We start from the raw sequence: 14,322 nt of genomic DNA, 5'->3' as shown, positions 1-14,322 counted from the left end.
GTCCGTCGTTCCGTCGCCCGACCGCCGTCAGGACTTCGTCTTGATGCCGGAGATCTTCTTCGTCGCCAGATCGGACTGCACGGTCAGATACGTGTACGTCGGATGCTGGGCGGAGCCCCAGGTCAGACGGACCGTCGACCACGTGTGACCCATCCCGCTGTCGCCGGCCGTCACCTTCCAGGCGCGCGGCACGTCCTGGGCGCGCAGCACACCGTCGGCGTGCTCGCGGTTCTCCCACGTGGCAAGGCGCGACCGGAGGTCCGAGGTCAGATAGAACGTGCGCAACTGGGAGTCGAGGCGGCCGGATCCCGAGTCGGTCACCGCGTCGATGTAGGCGCCGTAGAAGTCGGCCACCCGGTCGTAGACGGGACCGTTGGCGCCGCTGCGGGCCGGGGGCGGGCCGGCGGAGCTGGCGACCGCCGGTACGGAGGCGCCGGCCGCGGTGAGGAGGGCTGCCGCGACGAGGACGCGGACGGTCGTACGCGAGGGCTTGCGGGAGTGCTTCGTGCGTGCGGGCTTGGTGCCGGACATGGACTACCGCCTTTCGCTTGTGACCAGTTGGACCCCGGGTAAACGTGCACGGTTGCCCCAAACACGGAAAAAATTCTCCAGGGTGAGCCTCGGGCGAACGCAACCATCCGACGTACGTCGTGCGTCCGTACACCAGTACGCTGATTGCTGCGGGAGGGACGACAGTGGACAGTGGTGCGATACGCCGACGGTTGGCGCTCGGTGTGGCCGTGTTGGCCGCCTCCGGGCTGTTCGCGCTCGCGAGCCCCGGCAGCGCGCAGGCGGCCACCTCCTACTGCTCGGGACACAAGGTCCGCACGCTGCCCTTCTCCACCGGGTACGTGCAGGTCTACAAGCGCAGCGGTTACGTCTGCGCCGTGACCTTCCCCAGGAGTCAGGGGTCCCGCAAGCCGATGTCGGTCAGCGTGCAGGCGCGCGGCAACCGGCCGGTGGTCGACTCGGGGCGCTTCGTGCATCACGCGGGCCCGGTGACCGTGCACGCCGGCCACCGCTGCGTCCGGATCAAGGGGTCGGTCGGCTCGGGCTCGGTGAGCACGGGCTGGATTCTCTGCTGAGCCCCCGGCCCGGATCCGGGCACATTCACAGGATTGCCCAACATCCCCTGGTGTCACGGCAGTTGCTCCGCTAGGTTCCGGCGGACAGCTGCGTATTCCCAGGGGAGGGTGCATGCGCAAGGCGCTCAGATGGCTGCTGGCGCTCACGGTGCTCATAGGCACGCTGAGCACGGCCGGGGCGGCCACCGCCGCCCAGCCGGAGGCCACCACCGGCACCGCAAGCAGTGACGTCGACATCAAGGACCGGCTTCTCGCCATACCGGGCATGAGCCTGATCCAGGAGAAGCCGTACACCGGCTACCGGTTCTTCGTCCTCAACTACACCCAGCCGATCGACCACAGGCACCCGTCCAAGGGCACGTTCCAGCAGCGGATCACCGTGCTGCACAAGGACACCGCGCGCCCGACGGTCTTCTACACCGGCGGCTACAACGTCTCCACGACCCCCAGCCGCCGCGAGCCGACCCAGATCGTGGACGGCAACCAGGTCTCCATGGAGTACCGCTTCTTCACTCCGTCCCGGCCCGCCCCGGCCGACTGGTCCAAGCTCGACATCTGGCAGGCTGCCAGCGACCAGCACCGTATCTTCGAGGCCCTCAAGCCGATCTACTCCCAGAAGTGGGTCTCCACGGGCGGCTCCAAGGGCGGCATGACCGCCACGTACTACGAGCGCTTCTACCCGCGGGACATGGACGGCGTCGTCGCGTACGTCGCCCCCAACGACGTGGTGAACGACGAGGACTCGGCGTACGACCGTTTCTTCGGACACGTCGGCACCAAGGAGTGCCGCGACAAGCTGAATGCCGTGCAGCGTGAGGCGCTGGTGCGCCGGGAGCCGCTGGAGAAGAAGTACGAGCAGTACGCGGCCGACAACGGCTACACGTTCACGACCATCGGCAGCCTCGACCGGGCCTACGAGGCGGTCGTGCTCGACTACGTGTGGGGTTTTTGGCAGTACAGCCTGCTGGCGGACTGCGACTCGATCCCGGCGGACGCCGCCCACGCGACGGACGACGCGATCTGGGACTCGGTGGACACCATCTCCGGCTTCTCGGCCTACACCGACCAGGGCCTGGAGACGTACACGCCGTACTACTACCAGGCGGGCACCCAGCTCGGCGCCCCCACGATCCACTTCCCCTCGATCGAGAAGAAGTACATCAAGTACGGCTACCAGCCGCCGCGGAACTTCGTGCCGCGTGCCATCCCGATGAAGTTCCAGCCGTGGGCGATGCGCGACGTGGACACCTGGGTCCGCCACCACGCGAACCACATGCTCTTCGTCTACGGTCAGAACGACCCGTGGGGCGCGGAGCGCTTCCGCCTCGGCTCGGGCGCGCATGACTCTTACGTCTTCACGGCGCCGGGCCTGAACCACGGCGCCAACGTCGCCGGTCTCGTCGCCGACGAGAAGGCCCTCGCCACGGCCCGCATCCTGCAGTGGGCGGGCGTCGCGTCGGCGACCGTCCGGTCGAATCCGTCCGCGGCCGAGCCGCTGGCGAAGTTCGACGCCAAGCTGGATGTGCGCGACGTGGAACGCGAGCCGGCGCTGCGTCCGTAACGCGCCCGCTGTGCCCGCCCGTCGATCACACCGGGCGGGCGCAGCCCACCGGCTTGCTGCCGCCCAGCTGGACGTAGAGGGCTGTCGACGCCGGGCACTTGGACCGGGCGGTGACCGCCGATGTCACCCTGTACTCCGGGGGTTTCCTGCCCGTGCCGTCGCACGCCGTCTCACGGACCTGGCTGCTGCCCGCGCTGTAGACGCAGTCGCCGACGATGGTGCGGGGGCCTCCGCCGCCGCCCGGATCACCGGGGTGCGGGGGTTCGAGCTTGCGCATGCAGGCGTAGCCCTGCGGGACCGCACCGTCGCCGTCCTCGTCCGAGGCGGGCGCGGTCTGGCTGATGTGCAGGACGAAGTCCGTCGTCGCGGGGCAGGACGGGCCGTCCGCGACCTTGCCGTCGTAGCGCGCGATCACCCGCGCGGCGGCCCGTTCACTCGTGCAGGGCACCTCCGTGAAGCTGGTCGTCCCGAAGGAGCTGCACTCGTCGACGCCGAGGAACACCGCCCCGTACCCGGAGGGCCGTGTCGGTGTCGCTCCCGCGCTGGGGGCGCTGTCCCCGGAATCGGAGGCGGACGACCAGCGCTGGCATGCGCAGAGCACGGCCAGCGCGAGCAGCAGCGCGCACACCGCCCCGATGGAACGCCGACCCGACGCACTGGCTCGCATGGCTTCCCCCCGATACCCCGGTCCAGCGTGACCTGCCACTGCGGGCACACGCCAGACGTGCGGGGTGCTTTGCGCCAGTTGGGGGCGGTGCGTCGGGTGTGCGACGTACGTGTCGTACGGCGGATGACCCGGCCGTACGACACCTCGTGTCCCGATCCGACTAGTAGCGCAGCCCGTATCCGATCGGGTACAGCACCTTTGCCGGGTCGTCCGCCCGCTGCACCGGTACCGGCAGCGTGCCTCGCGGGTCGATCCGGCCCGCGATCACCCGGACGGCCGCGCGCAGTTCCACGTCCGTCCAGGAGTACGTCGCCACGCAGGCGCCCACGGAGGGGAGTTGAGCCACGTCGTACGGGTTGCGGATGGCGATCGCGACGACCGGGACACCGGTGGCGACGAGCTGCTCCACGAGGGTCTTCTGGGAACCGGTCGCCGTCACGTTGTACGTCCCGACGACCACCGCGTCCGCGTCCTTCGCCGCCGCGACCGCCCGGGCGATCGTCGCCGTCGAGGGTGCGGTGCCGGTGGACAGGGCCGTCGCCGTGAAGCCCAGCTCGGTGAGGGCGCCGGCGAGGACGGTGGTGGGCGGTCCGTCGGAGAGCGACGGCGAGGCGGGGTCCGCGCCCACGACGAGCACCCTCGGGGTGCGCCGACGGGACAGCGGCAGCAGGCCCTCCTTGTTGACCAGCACGGTCGTCGTGCGCTCGGCGATCCGGTCGGCCGCCCCGAGGTGCGCCGGGGTGCCGACCGTGCGGTCGACGCCGCCGTCGGTGACATAAGGGCTCGTCAGCAGCCCCAGCTTCGCCTTGAGTCGGAGCACGCGCAGGATCGACTCCTCGAGGCGGGCCTCGGTCAGCTCACCGCCGCGCACGGCGTTCAGCACCGCGTTCCATGCGACGTCCAGGGAGGGTGGGTTGAGGAGCTGGTCGACACCGGCCTTGAGGGCGAGCACGGGGACGCGGTCGTCGCCGTACTTCTGCCGTACGCCCTCCATGCCGAGCGAGTCCGTCACCACGACCCCGTCGTAGCCGAGTTCCTCGCGCAGGATGCCGGTGAGGATCGGGTGGGAGAGCGTGGCCGGGTCGCCGGACGGGTCGAGGGCCGGGACCATGATGTGCGCGGTCATGATCGAGTCGATGCCCGCCCGGATGGCCGCCCGGAAGGGCACCGCGTCGAGGGTCGACCACAGCTCCCGGCTGTGCGTGATGACGGGGAAGCCGAAGTGGCTGTCGACGGCTGTGTCGCCGTGCCCCGGGAAGTGCTTGGCGGTCGCCGCGACGCCCGAGGCCTGATACCCCTTCACCTCGGCCGCCACCAGGTCGGCCACCGCGTCCGGGGCGGCGCCGAAGGAGCGTACGCCGATGACCGGGTTGGCCGGGTTGACGTTCACGTCGGCGACCGGGGAGTAGTCCTGGCGGATGCCGAGGGCGTGCAGTTCGGCGCCGCCGATGCGGCCCACCGTGCGGGCGTCCGTCCGCGAACCTCCCGCACCCAGCGCCATCGCGCCCGGGAACAGCGTCGCGGGCTTGCCCACGCGTGCCACTATCCCGTGCTCCTGGTCGGTGGAGATGAGGACGGGCAGCCCGCGGGGCTGGTCCAGGCTGACCTTCTGAATCCCGTTCGACAGATCGGCGATCTGATGGGGATCGCGGGTGTTGTGCGCCCAGGCGAAGTAGATGATGCCGCCGACGCGGTACTTGGCGATCAGCTCGGCGGCCGTCCTGACGCCGATCTCCTTGAGGTTGGCGTCGATGTCGGCCTGGTCGGGCACCGTGGCCGAATGGCCGTACACCCGCATGACGAAGAGCTGGCCGACCTTCTCCTCCAGCGTCATACGGGAGATCAGGGCGCGCAGTACCTTGTCGTCGTGCCGGCTGCTGTCGGCGGCGTACGCGCTTGCGCCGGAGGCGAGGGCGGCCGTGGCGGCGGTGACGCCGGCGGTGGCGGCGAGGACGGTACGCCGGGATGGTCCGGTCAGTGTGGCCGGTCTCGACGGTCTTGCGGTGCTTCCCGTGCTGGAGTCGCGCACGAGCGCTCCTTCCCTCATGAAGGAAACTTCCGAGGAGTCACGAATATCCGGGAAGTTTCTTCCAGTCAAGGGTGTGCACAGTAACCCGCGTTGGGGCCGCCACCGGCGCAGTTGGAGGGGGGCGCGCCGGTGGCGGCGTGCTGTCGGCCGCAGGCGGCGGAGAGGGTGGTCAGCGATCGCAGCCAGCAGCGAGGCCGACACCGCACAGCGGAGACTCATCCGACAGCGTGCGGATTGGACGAAGGGCGCTGTCTCCGGGTTCCCCGGTTTCCGGGTAACTCCGGAAGTTGGGATGGGGGTGTCGGGCGGGAGTGGTGAGGCGCTCCCACCGCGGGCAATCGTGCCGGGAAGGGGGTGGCCCACCCGCTCCGACTGCCGGCCGTCGTGCTGCCGGCGCCGCGCCCGTCCGGCGACACCCAAGAGGGTCCACCTGGCGGACGGTCCAGCGAGCGAGCAGGTCAGGGAGCCAGCATGAAGGCATGGCCGTAGTCGACATCCCCGGTTCCAAGTCCATCACCGCCCGCGCCCTGTTCCTGGCGGCGGCGGCCGACGGGGTCACCACCCTGCTGCGCCCGCTCCGCTCGGACGACACCGAGGGCTTCGCGGAGGGCCTGACCCGGCTCGGCTACCGCGTCGGACGGACCCCGGACACCTGGCACGTCGACGGCCGCCCGCAGGGCCCCGCGGTCACGGAGGCGGACGTGTACTGCCGGGACGGCGCCACGACGGCCCGCTTCCTGCCCACCCTGGCGGCCGCCGGCCACGGCGCGTACCGCTTCGACGCCTCCGCGCAGATGCGTCGCCGCCCGCTGTTTCCGCTGACCCGCGCCCTGCGCGACCTGGGCGTGGACCTGCGTCACGAGGAGGCGGAGGGCCACCATCCACTGCGGATCGCGGCGGCCGGGGTGGAGGGCGGCGAGGTGACCCTGGACGCGGGCCAGTCCTCGCAGTACCTGACGGCTCTGCTCCTGCTCGGCCCGCTGACCCGCAAGGGCCTGCGCATCACGGTCACGGACCTGGTCTCGGCGCCGTACGTCGAGATCACGCTGGTGATGATGCGGGCGTTCGGGGCGGACGTACGGGTGGAGGGCGACGTCTTCGTGGTGGCGCCGGGCGGCTACCGCGCCACCACGTACGCCGTCGAGCCCGACGCCTCCACCGCGAGCTACTTCTTCGCCGCGGCCGCGCTCACCGGCCGCGAGGTCACGGTCCCGGGCCTCGGCGAGGGCGCGCTCCAGGGCGACCTGCGCTTCGTGGACGTACTGCGGCGCATGGGCGCCCACGTGGAGATCGCGTCCGACCGTACGACGGTCCGGGGGACCGGCGAACTGCGCGGCCTCACGGTCAACATGCGCGACATCTCCGACACCATGCCGACCCTCGCCGCGCTGGCCCCCTTCGCCACCGGCCCGGTCCGCATCGAGGACGTCGGCAACACCCGGGTGAAGGAGTGCGACCGCCTGGAGGCCTGCGCGGAGAACCTCCGACGGCTGGGCGTCCGCGTGGAGACCGGCCCCGACTGGATCGAGATCCACCCGGGCACACCGTCCCCGGCCGAGATCAGGACGTACGGCGACCACCGCATCGTCATGTCCTTCGCGGTGACGTCGCTGCGCGCGCCGGGGATCGGGTTCGACGACCCGGGGTGCGTACGGAAGACGTTCCCGGACTTCCACGAGGCGTTCGGGGCGTGGGTGGGGGGACCCGCGTGAAGGCCGCAGAACACATGAGCCGCACCGACGACCACCGCTTCCCGCCTGCGCTCGTGTCCCGCTGAGCGAGGTCGGGTCCGACTACGACGACGGCAACGGCATCGACTACGAGCCGTGGGGCGGTGGCAGGGCCTGAGCTCCCGGGATTCGAGGAGCTGGTGCTCGGATGGTGTCGCCGAGCGGGGGCTCCTGGCCCCGCGAATTTCGTTCGACGGGCCCGGTCCCGTACGGAACACTTCGGCCGGTGACTTTCAAGCTGGAGGGACCGGTCCTGGAAGGCGCGCTCGTACGTCTGGAGCCGCTGGACCATCGTCATGCCGCCGACCTGGCCGTCGCGGCGGAGGTGAACCGGGGCTCGTACGAGTTCACCTGGGTGCCACGGGCGGACGAGGTGGGGCAGTACATCGACGCGCAGCTCGCCCGGGCCGCGACCGGCAAGCTCGCGCCCTACGCGCAGGTGTCCGTCGCCTCGGGGCGGGCGGTCGGCGCCACGTCGTACTGGGAGCCGCGTTCCTGGCTGACGGACGATCAACTCGACGCCATCGAGGTCGGCTTCACCTGGCTCGCGTCTTCCGCCCAGGGCACGGGCATCAACGCCGAGGCCAAGCTGCTGCTCTTCCGGCATGCCTTCGAGGAGTGGGGCGTCTGCCGTGTAGACCTCAAGACCGACGCCCGCAACAGCCGCTCCCGCGCCGCGATCCAGAGCGCGGGCGCCCGCTTTGAGGGCGTGCTGCGCAACTGGTCCCGCTCTTGGGCCCCGGGTGAGGACGGCCGCCTCCGTGACTCCGCGATCTATTCGATCACGGCGGCGGAGTGGCCGGAGTGTCAGGAACGGTTGTCCGCGAGGGTGAGGAAGGCGGTCCAGGCGGTGGGGGAGACGGTGAGGTAGGGGCGGGCGCCGGGGCCTTCTGCTCGTGGAGGCACTCCGTGACGCCTGGGAGGTCGGGGACCGCGAGTGCGGCAGGAGCCTTTTGGACGCGGGTGCTCAGTTGCCCGAACCGACCACATCACCGGCCGTGGTACGCAGTTGGTCGCACACCGCGGCGAGCACCGGGTCTGTCTCCGACCCCGCCCGTACGGCCACGAAGACGTTCCGGGACGGTGTCGCACCCGCCGTGGGCAGCAGGGCGAGGCGGCGGTGGGCGTACAGCGGCTGGACCAGGCGGGGGATCAGCGCGACCCCCTGGCCCGCCTCGACGAGCGCGGCGAGCGCACCCCAGTCGTTGACGGCGTGCCGGATGTCCGGCGTGAACCCGGCGGCCGCGCAGACTGAACGGGCCACCGCGCCGCAGCAGCTGCGCGCGTCGCCGACGATCCAGGCGTCGGTGGCGAGGTCCCGCAGCGCGACCCGCTCGCGGCCCGCCAGACGGTGCCCGGCCGGGACGGCGAGGTCCAGGACGTCGGTGAACAGATCGACGCGACGGTACCGCCGATCGGTGTGCGGCGGTGCGGCGGCGAAGTCGACGGCCACGGCGACGTCGACCTGGCCCGCGTCGAGCGCGGTGAACAGGTCCGGCGGCTCCGCCTCCACGACGTCGACGCGGACATGGGGCAGGCGTACCGCCAGCGCGCTCAGCGCTCCGGGGAGCAGACCGAGGATCCCGCTGGAGAAGCAGCCGATGGTGACCGACCCGCGCCCGCCCTCCCCGTACGCCGCCAAGTCGGCCCGTGCCCGCTCCAGTTGGGCGGCGATCAGATCGGCGTGGGCCAGCAGGACGCGCGCCTGCCCGGTCAGTCGTACGCCTCTGCCGTCGCGCTCCGTCAGCGGGACGCCCGCCTCGCGGGCCAGCGCGGCGATCTGCTGGGAGACCGCAGAGGGGGTCAGATGCAGGGCCTCGGCGGTTCTCGCCAGGCTGCCGCGGCGCCGGAGTTCGCGCAGGACGGTCAGGCGGCGCAGATCGACAGTGAAGGTCTCACTTATCTGTTCCACGCGGAAAGATTAACTGGACCGGTGTACCGGTGATCGGAAACCATCGACTCATGACCACCAAGCACTTCCTGATCCTGCACGGCTGGCAGAACCACCGTCCGAAGGACCACTGGCAGCATTGGCTCGCCGACCGGCTGACGGGGCTGGGCCATCAGGTCACGTACCCGCAGCTGCCCGATCCCGATGACCCCGACCTGGAAGCGTGGCTGGGCGAACTGGCCCGCCACCTCGGCCGGCTGTCCGGTGCCGAGCGCGTCGTACTCGCCCACAGCGCGTCCGCCGTGCTGTGGCTGCACGCGGCCACGCGGGGTCTGCCGGGCCTCGACGTCGACCGGGTGCTGCTGGTGGCGCCGCCGTCCCCATCCGTCCTCGTACGGCACCCGGAGATCGCGGAGTTCGCCCCGCCGCCGCTCGACGCCCTGACGCTGCCGGGACCCACCCGTCTCGTCGCCGGCGACGACGACCCGTACTGCCCCGAGGGCGCCCGCACCGTCTACGCCGACCCCCTGGGCGTACCGACCGAGATCATCCCCGGGGTCGCACACCTGGACCTGGACGCCGGTTACGGCTCCTGGCCCGCCGTACTGGACTGGTGCCTGGACGACTCGGCGAGGATCACCGGTCGTCCGGTGGCGTAGCCCCGTCGAGCAGTTCGGGTGTCGTCGCGCCCACGGCCGTGACCGCGAGCAGGCACAACAGGCAGCCGCTGACCAGGGCGGTCGCGCCGGAGTTCCAGCCGGCGACCAGGCCGTCGCGCAGGTTGCCGAGGTTGGGGCCTGCCTGGCCGACGATCTGCTCGGCCGCCGTGACCCGGCCCAGCAGGGCGTCCGGGGTGCGGGTCTGCACGATCGTGCTGCGCGAGATCACCGAGACGGCGTCGGCGGCCCCGGCGAGGGCCAGCAGCCCAAGTCCCGCCCACGGATCGGTCATCAGCCCGAAGGCGGCGAGCGCGGCGCCCCACGTTCCCGCGCCGCAGAGCATCACCACGCCCGGGCGGCCGAGTCGCGTGATCGAGCCGGACAGCGCGGACGCCGTGACACCACCGACGGCGAGCGCCGACAGGAACAGGCCGAGCGTGCGCGGACTTCCGCCGAACCGTTCGGCGTTGACCAGCGGGAACAGGCTGACCGGCATCGGCAGCACGGTGGTGGCCAGGTCGGTGATCAGCGCACCGCGCACCACCCGGTGCCCGGCCAGGAAGCGGAGCCCGTCGAGACCTGGTACATGACGGCGACCATGGCCATGAAAGCGACCAGAACGGACACCGTCCGCCCGATGAGCAGCCGCCGGAAGGCGGAGGAGGTCCGCAACGGCCGGACGTCGATCAGCATCCGGGTGAGGCTCACGAGGGGGTGACGGGGTGCGCGGGGTGGTTCACGCCGCGGAGGGTAACCGGCCGCCGCCGGTCCGGGCGAATGATTTACCCCCGGGCCGGGCGCGTGACGTGCGGTGTGCGGGGCCCTACGCCGATTCGTTGAGCAGCCGGGCGAGGTGCTCGCGCCCTGCGCCCAGCAGCTCCGGAAGCGGCTCGGCCGACTCGTACCACCGCTTCTCGTACTCCCAGCACAGCCAGCCGTCCCAGCCGTGGCGGGAGAGGACCTCGACGCACTCGGCGAGCGGCAGGACGCCGGCGCCCAGCGGCAGCGGTGTCGTGTCCTCGGCGGACGCGACGTCCTTGACCTGGACGTATCCGAGGTACGGCGAGAGCGCGGCAAACGTAGACGACGGCTGTTCGCCGCCCAGCCAGGTGTGCATCACATCCCAGAGCGAGCCCACCTGATGGTGGCCGACCAGGCCCAGGACCCTGATCGCGTCCGCGCCGGTGCGGTGCGAGTCGTGGGTCTCCAGCAGGATCCGTACGCCCAGGTCGGTGGCGTACTCGGCGGCCGTGCCGAGGCGGCGAGCGGCCGTCGCGTCGGCCTCTTCCGGGCTCTGGTCGGTGTCGGCACCGGGGAAGACCCGTACGAACGGGGCGCCCACGTCGCGTGCGAGGTCCAGGAGCCGACGGATCTCGTCGATCACCGGTTCGTCGTCCCCCGGTGCCGCGACCCGCGCATACCCCGCGAGCCCCAGCACCTCGATCCCGCCCGCCTTGAACGCCGCCGCAGCGGCGGCCCGTTCGGCCGCACCGATGCCCGGGTGCACCGGTTCCTCCGGATGTGCCCGCAGCTCCACGCCGTGATAGCCGTGCGCGGCGGCGAGCCGTACGACGTCGGGGATGGGCAGTCCGGGCACACCGAGGGTGGAGAATGCCAGCTTCATGATCTGGGACCCTACTCGTCACTCCTGCGTACCGTGCAGATCGAGCCGCCAGTCCTGGCCCACGAGATCCGCGCCGAAGGAACGGTGCGGTTTCTCGGAGACGAGGACGAAGCCGTGGCGCTGGTAGATGCGACGGGCGGCGGAGAGGACGTCGTTGGTCCACAGGACGAGGTCGCGATAGCCGACTCCGCGCGCGAAGCCGACGACGGCCTCGACGAGCCGGTCGCCGATGCCGAGCCCGCGCGCGTCCGGCTCGACGAGGAGCAGGCGGAGCCGGGCGGTGCCGGGCGCGTCGTCCCGTACGCACATCACGCACCCCACGGGCCGCCCTCCCCCACTCTCGGCGATCCACACCCGCTCCAGGTGCGGATCGTGATCCTCGGCGAAGTCGGCGACGATCCTCGCGACCAGGCCCTCGTAGTCGGTGTTCCATCCGTACTCGGCCGCGTACAGCGCGGCGTTGCGCTGCACGATCCAGCCGAGGTCGCCGGGGCCGGGCTCGCGCAGCACGACGTCCTGCGGGCGGGCACCCCCGCCGTCGCCCAGGATCGTCCGCACCGTGCGCATCGCCTCGGCCAGCCGCTCCCGGTCGGCGGGGGCGACGGAGGCGAGCAGCGAACCGACGGTTTCCCGGGCCCGCTCGTCGAGCAGGTCGGCGGCGTCCCGGCCGCGCGCGGTGAGGGTGATGCGACGCCGGCGCGGGTCCTTCTCGGACGGGGCCCGATCGACCAGCCCGTCCTGCTCGAACTTGTTGAGGATGCGGCTCAAGTACCCCGAATCCAGTGAGAGTTCGGTGCGCAGGTCGACCGCGTCCGTACGCGGGGAGTGCGCGAGCTCGTAGAGGACGCGGGACTCCGTGAGCGTGTACGGGGCGTAGAGGTGACGGCCGTAGTCGAGCGCGCCGATGACGTTCGTGTAGAAGCGGTTGAAGGAGCGGATGTCCTGGACGGTCATGGTGGCCCCGGATGGTCGGCTCGGGTGGTCGGCTCCGGCTGGTCGGCCCGGATGGCTGACTCAGTCAGAGATACCGTTGCTCCGAGCATAGAACGGACACCCGCGCGCCGCCCACCGTTCCCAGGGACTGAGTGGGTGTGGGTCCTGTACTCGTGAAAGCGCACCCGCGCAGGGTCGAGCGGCCAACAGTTCCGAACCCCTTCTACGCCACGTCGGCCGGCCGGTAGACACTCACCTCCACCCCTGTCTTGCCGGCGATCGTGGAGACCCGTTCGAGCGGGCGCTTCACGCCGTCCTCGGGGAAGATCGTCTTGCCGCCGCCGAGGATGACGGGCATCCGGATGAGCTGCAGCTCGTCGACCAGACCCTCGCGCAGGAGGGCGCGTACGAGCGTGGGGCTGCCCATCATCGCCAGGTCGCCGCCGTCGCTCTCGCGCAGCTCCCGGACGCGGGCGACCGCGTCGTCGCCGGGGATCAGCGTGGTGTTGTCCCAGCTCGTCACGTCGTCCTCGCCGAGCGTCGTGGAGACGACGTACTTCGGCAGGGAGTTCATCCGGTCCGCGAACGGATCGCCCGCCCGCTCGGGCCAGGCCGCGGCCATCGACTGCCAGGTGCGCCGCCCGAACAGCAGCGCCTCCGCCTTGCCCAGACCTTCGGCGAAGGCACCGCCCACGACCTCCGGGTCGAAGTACGGGTGCGACCAGCCGCCGTGCGCGAAGCCGCCGTCGGTGTCCTCGTCGGGACCGCCGGGCGCCTGCACGACGCCGTCAATGCTGATGAACGCGCTGACCATGATGCGCATGGGAGGTGCTCCTGTTCGTTGCTCGGTTGATTACGGTAGGAAGACCGGCGCTCCGCTCAAAACTCATCGCACGGTGGAGGAGTACTTCAGTCGCGCGGCACCGCGGTCGACCCCCGCACCATCAACTCCCCCCGTACCGTGGCGATCCCGCCCGGCGGCGGCTCCTCGCGCCCCATGGCGATCCGCCCGGCGCGCGCGCCCGCCTCGGAGAGCGGGAGCCGCACGGTGGTGAGAGCGGGCACCGCGTCGATGCTGAAGGGCAGGTCGTCGAAACCCGCGACGGAGACGTCGTCCGGGATGCGCAGGCCGGAGTCGCGCAGCGCGGCGCAGGCGCCGAGCGCCACCGTGTCGTTCGCGGCGACGACGGCCGTCAACGACGGGTCGCGGCGGAGGAGTTCGAGGGTCGCCTCGTAGCCGGAACGGCGGTCGTAGCGGCCGTACACGGTGTGCCGCGGATCGTCCTCGATGCCGTGCACGGCCAGCGCGGCCCGGTGCCCCTCCAGCCGGTGCCGGGTCGTCGTCCGCTCCTCGGGTCCGGCGATGTAGCCGAGCCGCCGGTGCCCGAGCCCGATCAGGTGCTCGGTGAGCTGCTGACCGCCCCCGCGGTTGTCGAAGGTGAGCGCGATCGCCTCGGCGGCCTCGGGCGCTGGCGGCCGTCCGCACAGGACGACCCGGGTGCCCGCCTCGGCCAGCTTGCGCAGCTTCGCGGCGACGGCGGAGGCGTGCGAGGTGTCCTCGACGGCGCCGCCGGTGAGGACGACCGCGGCGGCGCGCTGGCGCTGAAGGAGCGTGAGGTAGGTGAGTTCGCGCTCCGGGGAGCCGCCGGTGTTGCACACGACCCCGAGCCGTTCGCCGCCCGCGCGCCCCCCGGGCCCGCCGATCTCCGACTGGATCGCGGCCGCCATGATCCCGAAGAAGGGGTCGGCGATGTCGTTGACGAGGATCCCGACGAGGTCGGACGTCGCCGCGGCCAGCGAACTCGCGGGCCCGTTCAGTACATAGTCCAGCTCGTCCACCGCGCGCAGTACCCGCTCACGTGTGGACGCCGCGACGGGATAGTTCCCGTTCAGCACCCGGGACACGGTCGCGGGCGAGACCTGCGCACGCGCCGCCACGTCCGCCAGGGTCACGGTCATCTCGTCGTCCTCCGGTCACGCATCTCGTTGTCGTCGTCCTTGAGGACGGCCGTCCTGCGTCCGTCCTCAGGGACGTCCGTCCTACGTCTTCGAACACGGCCGCCGTACGTCCCCGACGACGGCCGTCATATGCGGGTACATCCGACCGTGCGCACGCCCCCCGCGTCCAGCCGTCCGGAGGACC

Annotated in this window: 13 protein-coding genes and 1 pseudogene; 5 read left to right on the top strand and 9 right to left on the bottom strand. The window is 71.5% G+C overall.

The window, feature by feature from the left end:
- Window positions 1-27: 27 nt before the first annotated feature.
- Window positions 28-531, bottom strand: coding sequence for a hypothetical protein (locus ACIBK0_RS03290; RefSeq protein ID WP_399074988.1), 504 nt, complete (start codon window positions 529-531; stop codon window positions 28-30).
- Between the two features lie 164 nt (window positions 532-695).
- On the opposite strand from ACIBK0_RS03290, the gene ACIBK0_RS03285 reads away from it, so the two are divergent.
- Both ACIBK0_RS03285 and ACIBK0_RS03280 read left to right on the top strand, forming a co-directional pair.
- Window positions 696-1,085, top strand: a complete 390-nt coding sequence (locus ACIBK0_RS03285) for a hypothetical protein (protein ID WP_399074986.1) — start codon at window positions 696-698, stop codon at window positions 1,083-1,085.
- Between the two features lie 112 nt (window positions 1,086-1,197).
- Window positions 1,198-2,646, top strand: a complete 1,449-nt coding sequence (locus ACIBK0_RS03280; protein WP_399074984.1) for a S28 family serine protease — start codon at window positions 1,198-1,200, stop codon at window positions 2,644-2,646.
- A gap of 25 nt (window positions 2,647-2,671) precedes the next feature.
- Here ACIBK0_RS03280 and ACIBK0_RS03275 read toward each other — a convergent pair whose 3' ends face one another.
- Window positions 2,672-3,313: a hypothetical protein gene (locus ACIBK0_RS03275; RefSeq protein ID WP_399074982.1), complete on the bottom strand. Its 642-nt coding sequence runs from the start codon at window positions 3,311-3,313 to the stop codon at window positions 2,672-2,674.
- A 160-nt stretch (window positions 3,314-3,473) separates the two neighbouring features.
- Window positions 3,474-5,342 (bottom strand): glycoside hydrolase family 3 protein, encoded by a 1,869-nt coding sequence (locus ACIBK0_RS03270; RefSeq protein WP_399074980.1) that lies wholly within the window; start codon window positions 5,340-5,342, stop codon window positions 3,474-3,476.
- 479 nt (window positions 5,343-5,821) lie between these two features.
- On the opposite strand from ACIBK0_RS03270, the gene aroA reads away from it, so the two are divergent.
- The gene (aroA, locus tag ACIBK0_RS03265; RefSeq protein ID WP_399074978.1) at window positions 5,822-7,054 is read left to right on the top strand and encodes a 3-phosphoshikimate 1-carboxyvinyltransferase; all 1,233 of its coding nucleotides are present in this window, start codon (window positions 5,822-5,824) and stop codon (window positions 7,052-7,054) included.
- Window positions 7,055-7,298: 244 nt separating this feature from the next.
- Window positions 7,299-7,943: a GNAT family N-acetyltransferase gene (locus tag ACIBK0_RS03260; protein ID WP_399074976.1), complete on the top strand. Its 645-nt coding sequence runs from the start codon at window positions 7,299-7,301 to the stop codon at window positions 7,941-7,943.
- Between the two features lie 96 nt (window positions 7,944-8,039).
- Here ACIBK0_RS03260 and ACIBK0_RS03255 read toward each other — a convergent pair whose 3' ends face one another.
- Complete coding sequence (locus tag ACIBK0_RS03255) at window positions 8,040-8,984, bottom strand: LysR family transcriptional regulator (RefSeq protein ID WP_399074974.1); 945 nt, start codon at window positions 8,982-8,984, stop codon at window positions 8,040-8,042.
- Between the two features lie 50 nt (window positions 8,985-9,034).
- Here ACIBK0_RS03255 and ACIBK0_RS03250 point away from each other — a divergent pair, with 50 nt between their 5' ends.
- Complete coding sequence (locus ACIBK0_RS03250; RefSeq protein WP_399074972.1) at window positions 9,035-9,622, top strand: RBBP9/YdeN family alpha/beta hydrolase; 588 nt, start codon at window positions 9,035-9,037, stop codon at window positions 9,620-9,622.
- Here ACIBK0_RS03250 and ACIBK0_RS03245 read toward each other — a convergent pair.
- The 5 genes and pseudogenes from ACIBK0_RS03245 to ACIBK0_RS03225 all read right to left on the bottom strand — a co-directional run.
- Window positions 9,600-10,277: pseudogene (locus ACIBK0_RS03245) on the bottom strand (MFS transporter); the annotation flags it as partial. The gene ACIBK0_RS03250 and the pseudogene ACIBK0_RS03245 overlap by 23 nt on opposite strands.
- A 168-nt stretch (window positions 10,278-10,445) precedes the next feature.
- A complete protein-coding gene (locus ACIBK0_RS03240; RefSeq protein ID WP_399074970.1) occupies window positions 10,446-11,246 on the bottom strand; it encodes a sugar phosphate isomerase/epimerase family protein in 801 nt (266 codons plus the stop codon).
- Between the two features lie 18 nt (window positions 11,247-11,264).
- Complete coding sequence (locus ACIBK0_RS03235) at window positions 11,265-12,200, bottom strand: GNAT family N-acetyltransferase (protein WP_399074968.1); 936 nt, start codon at window positions 12,198-12,200, stop codon at window positions 11,265-11,267.
- 202 nt (window positions 12,201-12,402) lie between these two features.
- Window positions 12,403-13,002, bottom strand: coding sequence for a dihydrofolate reductase family protein (locus ACIBK0_RS03230; RefSeq protein WP_399074966.1), 600 nt, complete (start codon window positions 13,000-13,002; stop codon window positions 12,403-12,405).
- Window positions 13,003-13,088: 86 nt separating this feature from the next.
- Window positions 13,089-14,138, bottom strand: a complete 1,050-nt coding sequence (locus ACIBK0_RS03225; protein WP_399074964.1) for a LacI family DNA-binding transcriptional regulator — start codon at window positions 14,136-14,138, stop codon at window positions 13,089-13,091.
- Window positions 14,139-14,322: the final 184 nt, after the last annotated feature.

Origin of the sequence: Streptomyces sp. NPDC050564 (assembly GCF_044457265.1) — a bacterium.
Classification (GTDB): domain Bacteria; phylum Actinomycetota; class Actinomycetes; order Streptomycetales; family Streptomycetaceae; genus Streptomyces.
Note: the sequence above shows the minus strand (reverse complement) of the source record. Positions and strands in the feature narration are given on the sequence as shown.